This is a genomic window from Pandoraea sp. PE-S2R-1 (assembly GCF_002179865.1).
In the GTDB taxonomy this organism is placed as follows: domain Bacteria; phylum Pseudomonadota; class Gammaproteobacteria; order Burkholderiales; family Burkholderiaceae; genus Pandoraea.
Map to the genome: position 1 here is coordinate 708,655 of NZ_NGUR01000007.1, position 15,364 is coordinate 724,018.

Below are 15,364 nucleotides of genomic sequence, written 5' to 3' on the forward strand. Positions count from 1 at the left end.
TCGACTGCTTTTTTGCATGTACATGCGGCCATTCGACCGCCTAACTTGAGCCTGTAGCATATGGATCTGGAACTTATCGTCAGCGAAGCGCAGCGTGCGTTCGCCGCCGCTCCCGACGCCGCCGCGCTGGAAAACGAGAAAGCCCGCTTTCTTGGCAAAACCGGCCAATTGACCGAGTTGCTCAAAGGCCTCGGCAAGCTCGATCCCGAAGCCCGCAAGAGCGAAGGCGCACGGATCAATGCGGCCAAGCAACAGATCGAAGGCGCCTTGCAGGCGCGCCGTCAAGCCATGGCCGATGCGCTGCTCGATGCGCGCCTGTCCGCCGAGGCCATCGACGTGACGCTGCCCGGGCGCGGTCTGGGTGCCGGTAGCCTGCACCCCGTGCTCAATACCTGGGAGCGCGTTGAACAGATTTTCCGTTCCATCGGCTTCGACGTGGCCGACGGCCCCGAGATCGAAACCGACTGGTTCAACTTCACTGCCCTGAACAGCCCGGAGAACCACCCGGCCCGTTCGATGCAGGACACCTTCTATGTCGAAGGTAACGACGATGCCGGCAAGCCGTTGCTGCTGCGCACGCACACCAGCCCGATGCAGGTGCGTTACGCGCGCATGAACAAGCCGCCGATCAAGGTCATCGCCCCGGGGCGGACCTATCGCGTCGACTCCGATGCCACGCACTCGCCGATGTTCCATCAGGTCGAAGGCCTGTGGATTGCCGAAGACATCAGCTTTGCCGACCTGAAGGGCGTGTACACCGATTTTCTGCGCAAGTTCTTCGAGCGCGACGACATTCAGGTGCGCTTCCGCCCGTCGTACTTCCCGTTCACGGAACCGTCCGCCGAGATCGACATGCAATTCGAAACCGGCAAGAACGCCGGCAAGTGGCTGGAGATTTCGGGTTCGGGGCAGGTGCATCCGAGCGTGGTGCGCAACATGGGTCTCGACCCCGAGCGCTACATCGGTTTCGCATTCGGCTCCGGCCTTGAGCGCCTGACGATGCTGCGCTACGGCGTGCAGGATCTGCGTCTGTTCTACGAGAACGATCTGCGCTTCCTGCGCCAATTCATGTAATGAAGTCGACGGCCCTGTGCTGGCGCGCCAAGCCGCTGCCGCCGGGCTCTCGGATGTGAAGACTTAACTGCGAGCGAACTGATCCATGCAATTCTCTGAATCGTGGCTGCGTACCCTGGTCGACCCAGATCTGTCGACCGACGCGTTGGCGCACGCCCTGACGATGTCCGGGCTCGAAGTCGAGGAAACCGACCCTGTCGCGCCGCCGTTTACCGGTGTCGTGGTGGCCAAGGTGCTCGAAGTGGCCCGTCACCCGGATGCTGACCGCCTGAATGTGTGTCAGGTGGATGCCGGCACCGGCGAGACGCTCACCATCGTGTGCGGCGCGCCCAACGTTGCCCCGGGCATCAAAGTGCCGTGCGCCACCGTTGGCGCCGCACTGCCGCCGGCAGAACCCGGCGCGGCCCCGTTCCAGATCAAGATCGGCAAACTGCGCGGCGTGCAAAGCTTCGGCATGCTGTGTTCTGCCCGTGAGCTCAAGCTCTCGGAAGACCATGGCGGTCTGATGATCCTGCCGGAAGATGCCCCGGTCGGCATGAACATCCGTGAGTATCTCGATCTGGACGACACCGTCTTCGTCGTGAAGCTCACCCCGAACAAGGCCGATTGCCTGTCGTTGCTCGGCGTCGCGCGCGAAGTGGCCGCGATCACCGGCGCCCCGCTGAAAGATTTGCCGGGCCAAGGCGCGCAGCCGTCGACGATCACCGACACGTTCCCCGTCAAGATCAGCTCGCCGGAAGGCTGCGGTCGTTTCGGTGGCCGTATCATCCGCAACGTGAATGCTGCGGCGCCGTCGCCGCGCTGGATGGTCGAGCGCCTCGAGCGCGCCGGTCAGCGCAGCATCTCGGCACTGGTCGACATCACCAACTACGTGATGCTCGAACTGGGCCAGCCGCTGCACGTGTATGACCTGAACCGCCTGCAAGGCGGCATCGACGTGCGCTTCGGCCGCGCGGGCGAAACACTCAAGCTGCTCAACGAGCAAACCGTCACGCTCGACGAGAGCGTGCTCGCCATTACTGACGCCAGCGGCCCGATCGGGCTGGCCGGCATCATGGGCGGCGACTCGACCAAGGCCGGTCTGGAAACGCAGAACATCTTCCTGGAAGGTGCTTTCTTCTTCCCGCAAGCCATTCAGGGCCGCGCCCGCAAGTACAACTTCACGAGCGATGCGTCGCACCGTTTCGAGCGCGGCGTCGACTTCGCCGGCAACGTGCGTGCGCTGGAGCGTGCCACGCAACTCGTGCTCGAGATTTGCGGTGGTCAGGCTGGCCCGTTGGAAGATCAGGTCGCCCGTCTGCCCGAGCGTAAGCCGGTGACGATGCGTGTGGCCCGAGCCGTCAAGATTCTGGGCGTGCCCGTGAGCGAGCAGGAGATGGGTGACATCTTCACGCGCCTCGGTCTGCCGTTCGCGCTGAAGGACGGTGTCTTTGAAGTCACGCCGCCGTCGTATCGCTTCGACATCGAAATCGAAGAAGACCTGATCGAAGAAATCGCGCGCATCTACGGTTTCGACCGCATTCCGGCCAACCCGCCGGTCGCGGCAAGCGCCATGCGTCCGACGCAGGAAGGCCGCCGCTCGCAGCACGCGGTGCGTCATGCCATTGCCGCACGCGACTATCACGAGACGGTGGGCTTCAGCTTCGTCGATGTGGAGTGGGAAGCCGACTTTGCCGGCAACGACAATCCGATCAAGTTGCTCAACCCGATCGCGAGTCACCTTGCCGTGATGCGCTCTACGCTCATCGGCAGCCTGATCGCCACCACGCGCTACAACCTGAACCGCAAGGCATCGCGCGTTCGCGTGTTCGAAATCGGCCGCACGTACCACCGCGACAACACGGTGGCATCGGGTGAGCTGACGGTGGGCGGCTATCGCCAGCCGGTGACCGTGGCGGCACTCGCATACGGTCCGGTGTTCGACGAGCAATGGGGCGCCGCATCGCGTCAGGTCGACTTCTTCGATGTGAAGGGCGATCTCGAAGCGCTGCTTGCACCGCGTACGGCACGCTTTGTGAAGGCCGAGCATCCGGCGTTGCATCCGGGACGCAGTGCGGCCATCGAAGTGGACGGCAAGCGCGTCGGCTTCGTGGGTGAACTGCATCCGCGTTGGCAGCAGAAGTACGATCTGCCGCACGCACCGGTGCTGTTCGAGATCGAAGCGGAAGCGCTGTTCGCGCGCGATGTGGCGAGCTACGAGGAGATCTCGAAGTTCCCGCCGGTCACGCGAGACCTCGCACTCGTGGTGTCGCAATCGCAGGCGGTGCAGCCGCTGATCGACGCGATGCTGGCGGCACGTGAGGACGACCCGGCATGCAGCGTGGTGCAGTCCGTGCGCCTGTTTGACGAGTTCCGTCCGAAGGCCGGCGCAGCGTCGGGATCGCTTGGCGCGCAAGACAAAAGCCTGGCGTTTCGTGTTACTCTGCAAGACCCCTCGGGTACCCTCCAGGACGAGACCGTCGAGCGCGCTGTCGCTGCGTTGGTACAACGGGTTGGAGACGCGTTCGGCGCACGTTTGCGCGCGTAAAGCATTGTAGAGTCTGGTTGCGAGTGGTTTATCGCACTGTCATCGCCATCGCGTGGGACGTATGAACGAAATGAATCCTGGTGAATTTGAAGCCATGCTCGCGGCGCAGCGAATCGCGCTGGGTCGTAGCGAAGTGAATGAAGTCGGCACCGAAGCGCCGACGCTGACCAAGGCCGAACTGGCCGAGTTGTTGTTCGAGCACGTGGGTCTGAACAAGCGCGAGGCCAAGGATATGGTCGAAGCGTTTTTCGAATCGATCCGCGATGCGCTCGAATCGGGTGATAGCGTCAAGCTCTCCGGCTTCGGTAACTTCCAGTTGCGCGACAAGCCGCAACGCCCGGGCCGCAATCCGAAGACAGGGGAGGCGATTCCGATCGCCGCCCGTCGTGTCGTGACCTTCCACGCCAGTCAGAAGCTCAAGTCGATGGTGGAGTCTGGCGTACTGAGCAAGTAAGTCCCCGGCCGCCGCTTTCTGTGGCGGCCGTATCCTAACTGTCGTTCAAACACGCTGACGCCGCGATGGATCACGTTGCCTTGCCGCCGATTCCCGCCAAGCGTTACTTCACCATCGGTGAAGTGAGCGAGTTGTGTGGTGTCAAGCCGCACGTGCTGCGCTACTGGGAGCAGGAGTTCACGCAACTTCGCCCGGTCAAACGCCGCGGCAATCGACGGTACTACCAACATCATGAAGTCCTGCTGATCCGGCGTATCCGGGAGTTGCTCTATGAGCAGGGCTTCACCATCAACGGGGCGCGCAACCGGCTTGAAGCCGACACGCCGCGCGGTGCCCGCAACGCCGTTGCTGCTGCGGCACGCGCCGCCACCGAGGCGGGCGCGGACGATGCCGAGACCGGTTTCGACGTGGACGATCTGCGCCGCAAGCTCGAAGCGGTCATCGATCTGCTGAAGCCCTGAACTCCGCGTCGGCGCTTTCCCTGTAACGCGTCTGTCTCCGGGATTCTCCCGATGCAGCGAACGCCGAAAACTCCGTAATCCGAGATAAGAGACGCCGTTACGGCGGGGCTGCGCTCGCCGGTGGCAAAATCGACACGGCAAGTATCCGGATGCGCGATAAACATCCCCCGATTGAGTGACGTGGAACGGCTTTCAGCGCCGGGCCGATTGTCTTACACTTGCCGGAAAACATGGCGGCGATATCATTCGCCACCCGTTGGATCCTCTGAACATTCCGGGCCAACATCGACCATCGAGCGGGGGCGCGATGGCTGAAAGGATCTCGACCTATGGTGGAACCGAGCACGACGGGAGCGAGGCGAGGGCGCTGGACGACGTCCTATCGTTCAATCGTCGCGATTCTGATTTTCGGTTTCCTGATCCTTGTCCTCGTCTGGACAGCGGTGCTGTGGCGCATCTCCCTCGAACACAAGGCCATTCTGCGAGACGCCGCTGCGTCGGCGTCGACCGTCGCCAGCGCGCTGGAACAGCAGACCTTGCGCGCCATCCGTCAGGTCGACCAGATCACCCGCTTCGTCAAATTCGAGTTCGAACATCATCGCAGCGAGTTCAGCCTGAACGGGACGCTGGAGGCGGGGATCGTTGCCGACCGTCACATGGTGCTCGTGAGTCTGGCCGACGCCAAAGGCAACATCACGGCCGCCACCATCCCGGGGCGTAGCAACGGCGTGAGTATTGCCGATCGCGAGCACTTTCGCGTGCATCTCGACGATGCGAGCGAGAACCTCTTCATCAGTCACCCCGTATTCGGCCGCGTGTCACGCAAGTGGGTGCTGCAATTCTCGCGTCGTCTGAATAACCCGGATGGCAGCTTCGCCGGGGTCGTCGTCGTTTCGCAAGAGCCCAGTTACTTCACCGCAGACTTTTACACTAACGCCGTGCTCGGGCAGTACGGTCAGATCGCCGTCATCGCCGACGATGGCACGCTGCTTGCGCGCAGTACCGGCGCCGGGGTGGCCGTGACCGGGACGGGCGAGTTGCCGCCATTTCCGGCCGCACAGCGTAACTCGGGTGTACAGCGCGACCCGATCGACGGCGTCGAACGCGTGGTGGCTTACCGCCACCTCGGCGACTATCCGCTGGCCGTTCAGGTTGGCCTGTCGATGGACGAGGAACTGGCTGAGTATCGTCACGTGGAGCGTGTCTATCTCACGATGGCGACGTTCGTCTCGGTGGCACTGGTGGTGTTCTTCGCGCTCATTGCCTATCTGATGCAACGCCTGATCGGTCGCGATCAGCAACTCACGCGCCTGATTTCCTACGATGCGCTGACCGGGTTGCCGAATCGCTACGCATTGATGGAATCGTTACGAAACGACCTGGCCGATACGGGCGGCGTCGGCAAAGTGGCCTTGCTGCATATTGATCTGGACAACTTCAAGAGCGTGAACGACACCCTGGGGCATGCGCAGGGTGACGAGATCATCCGGCAGGTGGCGGAGCGCTTTATCGCGCGCGTGCCGCCCGACGCCTTGTTGGCGCGCTTCGCCGGCGACGAGTTCATGGTGGTGTTGCGGGGCGACGAGGCGGTGACCCAAGCCGAGCCGCTCGCTGAAGCCCTGCTTGCCGTTTTGAAGGCACCGATGGTGGCCGACAGCACGTCGTTTGCGCTGCACGCGAGTATCGGCGTGACCTTCTGGTCCAAGCCGGAGGAAACCGAAGCCGATCTCATCAAGAAGGCCGACCTGGCCATGTATTCCGCGAAAGAGGCGGGCAAGAGCGTCGTGAGGGTGTACTCGCAACAGATGACGTATCAGGCGCATCAGTTAGTGGTGTGGGAGCGTCAGATGGAGCAAGCGCTCGCCAACGGTGAGTTTTTCCTGGCGTATCAGCCGATCGTCGCGCTTGAGTCCGATTGCATCTGCGGTATGGAGGCGTTGATCCGGTGGCGTCACCCCGAGCGTGGCGTGATTGCTGCGGGGGAATTCATCCCGCTGGCGGAGACGACCGGCCAGATTGTCGCCATCGGTGAATTCGCTTTGGCGCAGGCCTGCCGGCAATTGGCCGCATGGCGCGATACGCCGATGGCATCGCTGCGCCTCGCGGTGAACGTCTCATCGGTGCAGTTCTGGCGTGGTGATATCTGCGAGCTGGTCGAGCGCTACGTCCGCGAATATGACATCGGGCCCAGCCGTCTGGAGCTGGAAATCACCGAGTCGGTGATGGTCAAGAACCCGGCGCTGGTCGAGTCGAAGATCAACCAGCTCAAGCGCACCGGCGTGCGTATCGCGCTCGACGACTTCGGTACCGGTTATTCGTCGTTATCCTATCTGACGCGCTTTGCTGTCGACACGCTCAAGGTCGACCGGTCTTTTGTCGAATCGATTCCCGACTCGTCGCGCTCGTGCCTGATGATCTCGAACATCGTGAACATCGCGCGCTCGCTGGGTATCGAGTTGATCGTCGAGGGCGTGGAGAACGAACGGCAACTGGCATGGTTGCGTCACTTTGTTCCGTTGGCAGCCCAGGGCTACTGGTTTTCCCGGCCGGTGGAAATCGAACAGATGGAATCGGTAATTGAGCGTTTCGGTATTTGCGGATAAAGGAAGCGGAAATGATAAAGGCCGAACCTTTCTAGTTAATAGATTAAATAGGGATTCGTAATAAGTCGGTGTTTTGGTAGTCTTTGGTTCTGGCAGACCGTCGGAGTGCTATAGAATTAGCGGGACTTCGCCAGATAAAGAGAGCGCAAGCGGAACGCAAGAAGACCACCGGAAGCAGACCACGAGAATGATCACGGCAGACTGTCAACAGCCTGCAATTGTCGGGGTGGAGAATAGTTTGCAGCAAGGATCCGGAGGCACGGGGCGCGACAAGCCGAGGATCGGGAACGGGGAAAAGAGTTAGACGCGCAGACCAGAATTGGCAGGTATTTGCCGGCGCATCGGATGCCGGTCGCGACCAGAACTTCTGTCCGGGGAAAGACAGAAGCGCGATCAATTAAGGCGAACCGCTTTGCCAACGTAACAAGTGAAAAATATTAGAACGAGCGTTTGATTTTCGGATGAGGATACGGCATTGGCTTTATGCCGCCTGCGTTGCGGTTGGCGTGCTGGTCGCCTGCTGGGTCGCGGCGGACCGGACCGCCACCTCGTTGGTTGGCGATAAGCTCGCGCAGAGCGTGGAGGCCGGGCAGACCGTGGCCGATCGCGTGGCCGACGGCATGATTCACGCCATCAACACGGATTTGTCCATGGTGAGGGCGATTCCGTCGACGCTGGCCGAAGTGGACCTGCTGCGCGACGTGCTGCGCCCGGCCAACGGGCCGGCGAGCGCACCCGACGTCGTGGCGCGTGCCAACGACTTCCTGCAATCGGCACAGGGCTATTTCGGCGTCGACCGGGTGTGGGTCATCGACACGCGGGGCGTTTGCGTAGCCGCGAGCAATTTCCGCGATACCCCTTCGCCCGTCGGGCAATCGGCGGCGGGAATGCCGTACTTCACGAACGCTATTCTGGGCGCACGCTTCGAAAGTTACGCGGCGGGTTGGGAGCATCAGGCCCCCGGCCTCTATTTCAGTGCGCCGGTATATCGCGAAGGCATTCTCATCGGCGTGGTGATGACCAAGATCGGGCTGGCACGCCTGCGTCACTGGGTCGCTAACGGCGAGTCCTTCATCACCGACGGCAACGGCGTGGTCATCATGGCCAACGATCCGCGCTTCGAAAACCGTTTCATGCTCGATGGCAAACTCGGCGGGCTGTCCGAGCCCGAGCGGCAGGCGCTTTACCAGCGCAACGATTTCTCGCGGATGCCCATCTTTCCGTTCAAGCGGGCACCGGGCCGTGCCAACGCCTGGGTGCCGCAGGAACTGCTCGACCAAATGTCGGAATTCGACGAGTTCCACAAGCCGTTTGTCATTACCACGCGCGCGAGTTCGAGCAACGATCTGACCGTCTACGCGGTGGAAAACGTCGACGCGTGGGAGAGCCTGACTCGCCAGCACGCTAAGGATTTTGCGTTGTGCTTTCTGCTGTATCTGGGCGGCGTGATCATCCTGATGATGGCCGGGCGCATCTATTGGCGCGAGCGCACACTGCACCGGCAGACGCGTCAGTCGAACGAGGAATTGCGCGCCGCAAACAACCAGTTGGCCTTCGAGGCGAGCTACGACGAACTGACCGGCAGTCTCACGCGCCGTTACTTCTTCCACCGCTTCGATCAGTTGCTGGAGGCGGCACAGCGCAAGAATGAACCGATGAGCCTGATCGTGGCCGATCTCGACCACTTCAAGTCAATCAACGACACCTACGGGCACGCGATCGGCGATCAGGTGCTGTGCCGCTTCGTGCTGGTCTGTTCGTCGACGCTGCGAGGTGACGATCTGATCGGGCGCATCGGTGGCGAAGAGTTTGCGATTTTGCTGCCGGGGGCGAGCGAGCGCGACGCGCTGCGTGTGGCCGACCGTATCCGCGAGCGTTGCAAGCGCGAGTCGCTCGAAGGCAGCGAGCCGCCGCTGCGCTTCTCGGCGAGCTTCGGTATCACCGAATGGCAGGATGAAGATTCGCCGATGAATATGGTCGAGCGCGCCGATATGGCGCTCTATCGTGCCAAGCGCGCCGGACGCGATCGCTGCTGGGTGTTCTAAGCGGTTCGCAGTATTCCGGCGCCGTTACCAATGTCACGTTTGGTAACCAAAGAGGGTGTACGCATCGTGCATCTTGCGGGAACCCGCATGTCTAACGAGCAAGCGTCGCACCGCATTTCGGCGGTGTGACCCGAGTGACTCATGCGGGAGACATCATCGTGAAACGCTTACTCATGCTGGCTGGCGGCGCGGCAATCGCGACGCTCATGGCGGGGTGCGTCGCTGTGCCTTATGGCGGCCCGGCGTACGGCACGGCCTACGGTTCCGACTACTACAACTACTACGGCTACGCGCCGGGATACGCCGTCGCACCTGCGCCGGTCGTGACCGTCGGCGTGGGCGGCTACTACGGCGGCGGTTACTACCGCGGTTGGCGTGGCCGAGGCTGGGGCGGCCGTGGCGGCTGGGGCTGGCACCACTAAGACGCGCTCAGAACTCCGAGAGGGCGAAGTCTTCCTTCGAGACGTCGCACTCCGGGCAGCGCCAGTCGGCGGGCACGTCGGCCCAGCGCGTACCGGGGGCAAGGCCATCGTCCGGTGCGCCTTCGGCTTCGTTGTAAATCCAGCCGCAGATCAGGCAGATCCAGCTCTTGAATTCGATCGGGGTATCCAGCGTGGTGGTCATGACGTTTTGGTAGCAGGGAAACTGACGCGACCCGCATTGTAAAACACGTGCCCGCCGAATTCCCGTTCATGCGATACCCGCCGACGGGAAAGTTAATCCAGATCAAATGCAAAAACGCCCGCGCGCAGGGATGCGGCGGGCGTTGTCGTATGCGTTGTCGACGATGTGACGGGTCCGGCCGGAAGTTACCAGTGGATCGAATTGAGCAGAATCGGGGCCATTTGCGCCAGCGAGTTGAGCAGCGACATGGCGGTATCCCGGTTCGACACTTCCCGCCACAACCGGCTTCGCTCGACGATCCGTTGCCGGTCTTCGGGCGTTTTCACGTCGGGGGAGCGCAGCTCCTTGATGAGATCGATGACGGAGGCGCGGTCGACCGTTTCGGTCACCGAGTGGTGCGCGAGCAATTCGTCCAGATGGACGCGTTCGGCCTCGCTGATATTGTCGGTATTGGCCGTAGCCGGGGAGGGGGACGATGGTGCAGCGGACGACGGTGCAGCAGACGGCTTGTCGGATTGGGTCATACCAGACGTTCTCCCGGAAGTCACTGAAGAGCCACGCCGCCATCGCGCCGCGAATGTAGCGCGAAGTGCGGCGGCTTGACTCCATCATAGGCCGATTCAGGGGCGCTGCGAACCCTCCCATGATGGGTAAAACAGAGGGGCGTGCGAGGTTTTCAGCGGCAACTTAATGCATGTCAAAGCCATGACATCGACGCCCAGATGCGGGGCAAATCGTCAAGCGCAAAAAATTTGCTCAAGGCTGACGCCGAAACGGGCAATCCTCTTGACAGCGTGGAACGGCGGGGCTTTTCAGTGGGTGGTGCCGGGTTATCCAGTGGGTTATCCACAGAAGCTGTGGGTAACTTTTCGATATTCACCAGCACGTTTACCCGCGTTGGCCGATCAACGGAAGAGCGGGCGCAGCATGAGCAGCGCGAAAAACAGCGCGACGCCGACTGGCAGCAGACCGGTGAAAAAGGCAGGCCACGGCGCACGACCCTTGCGGCGCGCGCCGAACGACGAGATCAGGCCGGCGCAGAGGCACAGCACGCCGACGCCCCAGGTCGGATTGGGGTTCTTCAGCACCCAGGCGGCGGCGGCCAGCAGGCCGATCCAGGCCAGCGGCGTGGCGCCGGGCGGCGGCGGTTTGACGCTCGAAGCGGTGGCCGCAGCGGCGCGCGGGGTCTGACGGGGCGTGTCGGGTGTTTCGTTGGGCATCAAGGCTCCGGAGAATGCGGTGACTTGCACGGGCGTCGGGGTTGCCTCGCGCGCGAAAGCCGCAGCATAGCAAACGTCGACCGTCGACGCTCAGGAGGCAACCGTGGGCAAGGTAACACCGGGTGACGCCGTGGGCACAGCACGCGTCGCGTGAGATTCATGCGCCGCGTGGGCTGGCATGCTGACGTACCAGACGCTGGTGGTGTCGGTGTCGCGCGTCGGAGCGAACTCCGGGAGATTCGCGCAGCGGTCATCGAGGTCGACGTAGCGCTTGAATGGCTTGAGTGGCTTGATGGATTGGATCGGCCTGATCAGTGGCGCCTGCGGGTCGCTCGACGGTAGTACCGCACCGTCACCGTGCGGTGTCACGCGTATCTCGACGCAAGGCTGATGGAACGGGTCGGCCGGCGCACCGGTGCCCGGCGGGATGCCCTGCGCATGGGCGTGCGGCGCATACAGCACGGATAGCGCGGATAGGGCACTCAGCGCACAGAGCGCCATGAACCGCCGGGATGGCCCGGGCATGACGTTCCCAATACCTTCGGGCGCTTGGGCGATCCACGGAGCGCAGCTTGCGCGGGACTTGCGGGGTCTGGCAGGGCTCGGCGGCATGGCGGGCTCCGTCGGGACGAGCGTTGGATCGTCGAACATCGTCGGTGCCGGGCGATGCAATACCGGCACTTCATAGCTGCCATAAGCCAATATCGTGCCGGAAGCGGTAATGCGATGATTTTTATGGGGTTTTCAGTGCCGGATGGAAGGTGCCGGTGCCGAAACCTGCATCAAGTGTTGCAGTTCCGAAACGTGGGCCTGAGAATCGGACTCTGTAAAAGGCGATTCAGGCGATTCTCTGATCTTGCGATTACTGTATATAATCACAGTATTCCATTCAACGGCGAGACCGAAATTCCGATGAAATCCAACTATTCCATCGCCGAAATCGAGCAGGCGATCAACTACTGGACCCGTCGTCAGGCGGCCGACAGCCATTGGGCGCTGTGCCCGTCGGCGCGTGTGCTGGCCGATATCTACGGAGAGATGATTTACCGCCACGACACCAGCATTGCGGCCGATGCCCTCAATGAGCGCCAGAGTCAGGCGATCGAGACCGCCCTGCATCAGATGGAGTTGGGGCTCGCCCCCTGACCAACTGATATCCCCGAGCCGTCAGCGCCCGAGCGCCGCAATGCCCTCAGGGCCGAACGATGGTCGTCACGGTGGTTGATGTGACCGTGGTCGCGCGTCGCCGGGCATCCCAGCGTTCCAGCCACTTTTCGAGGTCTTCCGCGCTGAGTGCGGGCGCGAACAAAAAGCCCTGTGCCACCCGATAGCCCTGTGCGATCAGCAGATCGCGCTGGGCTTCGTCTTCGACACCTTCCGCGACAACCGTGAGATGCAAGCTCCGGCCGATGCTGATGATGGCATTGGTGAGCGCACGCACGGTCTCGTCGCGCGTCACGTCGTGCACGAAACTGCGGTCGAGCTTGAGTTCCGAGACGGGGAGGCGGCGCAGATAGCCGAGACTCGAATAGCCCGTGCCGAAATCGTCCATCGACAGGCGCACGCCCATGGCGTGCACCTCTTCGATGATGCGTCGCGTGCTCGGATTGTGGTCCATCAGCACGTTTTCGGTGATTTCGATGGCCAGACACGTCGGCGGCAACTCATTGGCAGCGAGCGTATCGGCGATCATGCGCGGCAGGTCGTGATCGTGGAAGTTGGTCGGCGACAGGTTGACCGACATGTTGCCGATCGCCACCCCGCGACGGCGCCAGTCCGCCAGTTGGCGGCACGATTCGCGTAGCGTCCACGCGCCCAGTTCGCCGATCAATCCGCATTCCTCGGCCAGCGCAATAAAGCGCGTCGGCGAGACGTCGCCGTATTGCGGATGCACCCATCGGGTCAGCGCTTCCACACCGCACACCGACTCATCGAGCAGATTGATCTGCGGCTGGTAATGCAGCCGCAGGGTGTCGCGCCGCAGCGCGTCGCGCATGGCCGTTTCCAGCTCAAGGCGCTCCTGCGCGTGGATATTCATGTCCTCGTGATAGAACCGCACGCTGCCCGGGCTGGCCATCTTCGCCTGATACATCGCCATATCCGCGCGCTGGAGCAGGATGTCGAACTCCTGCCCGTGATTCGGATACAGGCTGATGCCGAAGCTGCCCGACGGGGTGAGCGTCACACCGTCGACCTGACACGGTGCGGTGAGCGCATTGCGCATGCGTTCGATGGCCGCGTCGAGCCGTTCGGGGTCGCACTCGGTGAGCACGGCCACGAACTCGTCACCTGAGAGGCGCGCAACGATATCAGCGCCACGCAGCGACCGGCGCAGGCGCTGGGCAATCGTGCGCAGCAACACGTCGCCGGCCTGATGGCCGAGCGAGTCGTTGACCTGCTTGAAGCGATCCAGATCGAGGAAAATCACCGCCATGCGCGTGTTCAGCTCATGCGCGCTGGCGATGGCCTGCGCAGCCAGCACGCCGAGCATGCTGCGATTTGGCAGGCCGGTGAGGCTGTCCGAGAACGCCAGTTGACGAATGCGCGTGCGCGATTCGTCGCGCTCGAACGCCAGTTTGCACAGGTGCACACACACGTCGACCAGCCGCTCGTGCAAGGCGTCGGGGCCGCGCGGGGTGCGGTAATAGAACGCGAGCACGCCGAGCACCCGGCCATCGTTGGCGATGATCGGCATGGCCCACGAGGCGGCCAGTCCGTAGGTGGCTGCCATGTCGCGGAAATCGGCCCAACGCGGGTCGTGAGCGATGTCGGTCACGATGACGCGCCGCGCCTGAAAGGCGGCAGTGCCGCAAGTGCCCACATTCGGGCCGATGGCAATGCCGTCGATGAACTGGTGATACTGCGCCGGCAAGCTCGGGCCGGCTTGCGGCCGCAAGCGGCCTTCGGCGTCCACGCGCACGACCGAGGCCATGACTTCCGGCGCAATCTGCTCCAGCTCACGGCAAATCAGCATGAGCACTTCCACGAGGGGCGCGTCTCGCACCATCGCGGCCAGTGCCTTGTGCTGCAACACTTCCTGAATCTTGGACTGCGTGATATCCGTGAAAAGCGCCACGGCATTCACGAGCTTGCCGTTCGTGTCGAGGATCGGGTTGGTGACGATCGACGCCCAGAGCGGTTGGCCCTGCGCCGTGCGCACGAGCACTTCGCAATGGCAACTGCGTCCGTCGCGGGCTGATACGAGGCAGCCCGTGAGGGCCTGCTGCACGTCGACGGCAGCTGCACCGCTGGCGAATTCGTCCACCGGGGTGTCGCCGAACGGGCTATGCCCCGATTTGCCGACCACTTCGTCGGCGCGATAGCCGAGCATGCGGGTGAAGCCCGCGTTCACATAACAGACCACGCCTTGCGCATCGGTGATGAGCACGGCGTTATCGGTTTCGTCCACGCCGAGCGAGAGCAGGTGCAGGCGGGCGTTGTCCTGCGCTTCGCGTTCGACGCGATCGGTCACATCGGCGGCGAGCTTGATCACGAAGGCGAGCTTGCCGTCGCGATCGAACACGGGGTTGTAGGTGGCTTCGAACCAGACGGTGCCGCCATCGCGACGGCGGCGGCGCACTTGATCGGTGTGGGCCCGGCCGGTGCTGACCACGCGCTCGAGCGCGTCGCCGCAGGTGGGGTCGCCCGCATCGCAAAGCGTGGCATGTGGCTGGCCGATCAGTTCGTCGCGGGTGTAGCCAACCACGCCGAGCAACTTGTCGTTGACGTCGACGATCGTGCCCTCGGGGGTGAGGGTGAGCATGCCGAGCGAGCGGTCGAGCGCTGCGAGCAACGCATCGCGCCCGGGCGTCGGTGTTGCGCCGGCGGTGGACGACGGTGAACCGGGCACGGCCATCGCAAGGGCCTCCTCAGACGACCTGCGGACATTGTCGGGTGTTACAGGGGCTGGCACACCAAAAACGCTTTCAAGTATAGCGGCCTGCGGGGGCAGGCCGACATGGGAGAAACCGGGAGAGCGCACGGCTTGCGTGCGCGCTGGGGCTGGGTGCGGGGCGGCTTGCGCTGGACGTGGGGCTGGATTTCAGGCGGCAACCCGTGAGGTGGCGGTCACTGAAGCGGCAACTCGTCAGGCGCCAACCACCTTGATCCGGACGCCGTCGAGCGAAACGATCTGCCCGGCGCGGATTTTGCACGTCTTGCGGGATTCGGGCTTGCCGTCGACGCGTACGAGGCCACTCGCGACGAGCGCCTTGCCGGCACCTCCGGAGTCGGCCACGCCGGCGACTTTGAGCAAGTCGTTCAGGGCGATGAATTCGCCAGTCAGTTCAAAAGTAACGTTTTGCATGATGGACCGGATACTACGTAAAAACCCGATGCGCGTCGACTGTCGGAAGT

Annotated in this window: 13 protein-coding genes and 1 pseudogene; 8 read left to right on the forward strand and 6 right to left on the reverse strand. The window is 62.8% G+C overall.

The genetic code is table 11. The annotated features are described in order from the left end of the window. Positions 1 to 60 precede the first annotated feature (60 nt). The 7 genes from pheS (at position 61) to CDV44_RS05895 (ending at position 9,586) form a co-directional block, all read left to right on the forward strand. Positions 61 to 1,074 (forward strand): phenylalanine--tRNA ligase subunit alpha, encoded by a 1,014-nt coding sequence (gene pheS / locus CDV44_RS05865; RefSeq protein WP_058378173.1) that lies wholly within the window; start codon positions 61 to 63, stop codon positions 1,072 to 1,074. Positions 1,075 to 1,159: 85 nt separating this feature from the next. After that, on the forward strand, positions 1,160 to 3,601 hold the full coding sequence (gene pheT / locus CDV44_RS05870) for a phenylalanine--tRNA ligase subunit beta (RefSeq protein ID WP_087687043.1): 2,442 nt from the start codon (positions 1,160 to 1,162) through the stop codon (positions 3,599 to 3,601). 61 nt (positions 3,602 to 3,662) lie between these two features. Then, positions 3,663 to 4,055 (forward strand): integration host factor subunit alpha, encoded by a 393-nt coding sequence (locus tag CDV44_RS05875; protein ID WP_058378175.1) that lies wholly within the window; start codon positions 3,663 to 3,665, stop codon positions 4,053 to 4,055. Between the two features lie 65 nt (positions 4,056 to 4,120). Further along, positions 4,121 to 4,516 carry a MerR family transcriptional regulator gene (locus CDV44_RS05880; protein ID WP_087687044.1) on the forward strand — a complete coding sequence of 132 codons (396 nt, stop codon included), beginning with the start codon at positions 4,121 to 4,123 and terminating at the stop codon, positions 4,514 to 4,516. A 329-nt stretch (positions 4,517 to 4,845) separates the two neighbouring features. Beyond that, positions 4,846 to 7,119 (forward strand): EAL domain-containing protein, encoded by a 2,274-nt coding sequence (locus tag CDV44_RS05885; RefSeq protein ID WP_087687045.1) that lies wholly within the window; start codon positions 4,846 to 4,848, stop codon positions 7,117 to 7,119. 461 nt (positions 7,120 to 7,580) lie between these two features. Beyond that, a complete protein-coding gene (locus CDV44_RS05890; RefSeq protein WP_087687046.1) occupies positions 7,581 to 9,164 on the forward strand; it encodes a sensor domain-containing diguanylate cyclase in 1,584 nt (527 codons plus the stop codon). Between the two features lie 158 nt (positions 9,165 to 9,322). Then, positions 9,323 to 9,586, forward strand: a complete 264-nt coding sequence (locus tag CDV44_RS05895) for a hypothetical protein (protein WP_174554605.1) — start codon at positions 9,323 to 9,325, stop codon at positions 9,584 to 9,586. A gap of 7 nt (positions 9,587 to 9,593) precedes the next feature. Here the strand turns inward: CDV44_RS05895 and CDV44_RS05900 are convergent. From CDV44_RS05900 to CDV44_RS05915, 4 genes and pseudogenes are all read right to left on the reverse strand, one after another. Beyond that, positions 9,594 to 9,761, reverse strand: a pseudogene (locus tag CDV44_RS05900) (rubredoxin); the annotation flags it as partial. Positions 9,762 to 9,973: 212 nt separating this feature from the next. After that, on the reverse strand, positions 9,974 to 10,312 hold the full coding sequence (locus tag CDV44_RS05905) for a hypothetical protein (protein ID WP_087687048.1): 339 nt from the start codon (positions 10,310 to 10,312) through the stop codon (positions 9,974 to 9,976). Between the two features lie 381 nt (positions 10,313 to 10,693). After that, on the reverse strand, positions 10,694 to 11,008 hold the full coding sequence (locus CDV44_RS05910) for a hypothetical protein (RefSeq protein WP_087687049.1): 315 nt from the start codon (positions 11,006 to 11,008) through the stop codon (positions 10,694 to 10,696). A 90-nt stretch (positions 11,009 to 11,098) separates the two neighbouring features. Beyond that, positions 11,099 to 11,533: a hypothetical protein gene (locus CDV44_RS05915; RefSeq protein ID WP_140413446.1), complete on the reverse strand. Its 435-nt coding sequence runs from the start codon at positions 11,531 to 11,533 to the stop codon at positions 11,099 to 11,101. Between the two features lie 387 nt (positions 11,534 to 11,920). Between CDV44_RS05915 and CDV44_RS05920 the strand changes: the two genes are divergently transcribed. Beyond that, positions 11,921 to 12,154 (forward strand): DUF3717 domain-containing protein, encoded by a 234-nt coding sequence (locus CDV44_RS05920; RefSeq protein WP_087687051.1) that lies wholly within the window; start codon positions 11,921 to 11,923, stop codon positions 12,152 to 12,154. A 46-nt stretch (positions 12,155 to 12,200) separates the two neighbouring features. Here the strand turns inward: CDV44_RS05920 and CDV44_RS05925 are convergent, their stop codons facing one another. Next, positions 12,201 to 14,864, reverse strand: a complete 2,664-nt coding sequence (locus tag CDV44_RS05925) for an EAL domain-containing protein (RefSeq protein ID WP_087687052.1) — start codon at positions 14,862 to 14,864, stop codon at positions 12,201 to 12,203. Between the two features lie 231 nt (positions 14,865 to 15,095). Continuing rightward, positions 15,096 to 15,314, reverse strand: coding sequence for an RNA-binding S4 domain-containing protein (locus CDV44_RS05930; protein WP_058378184.1), 219 nt, complete (start codon positions 15,312 to 15,314; stop codon positions 15,096 to 15,098). Between the last annotated feature and the right edge of the window lie 50 nt (positions 15,315 to 15,364).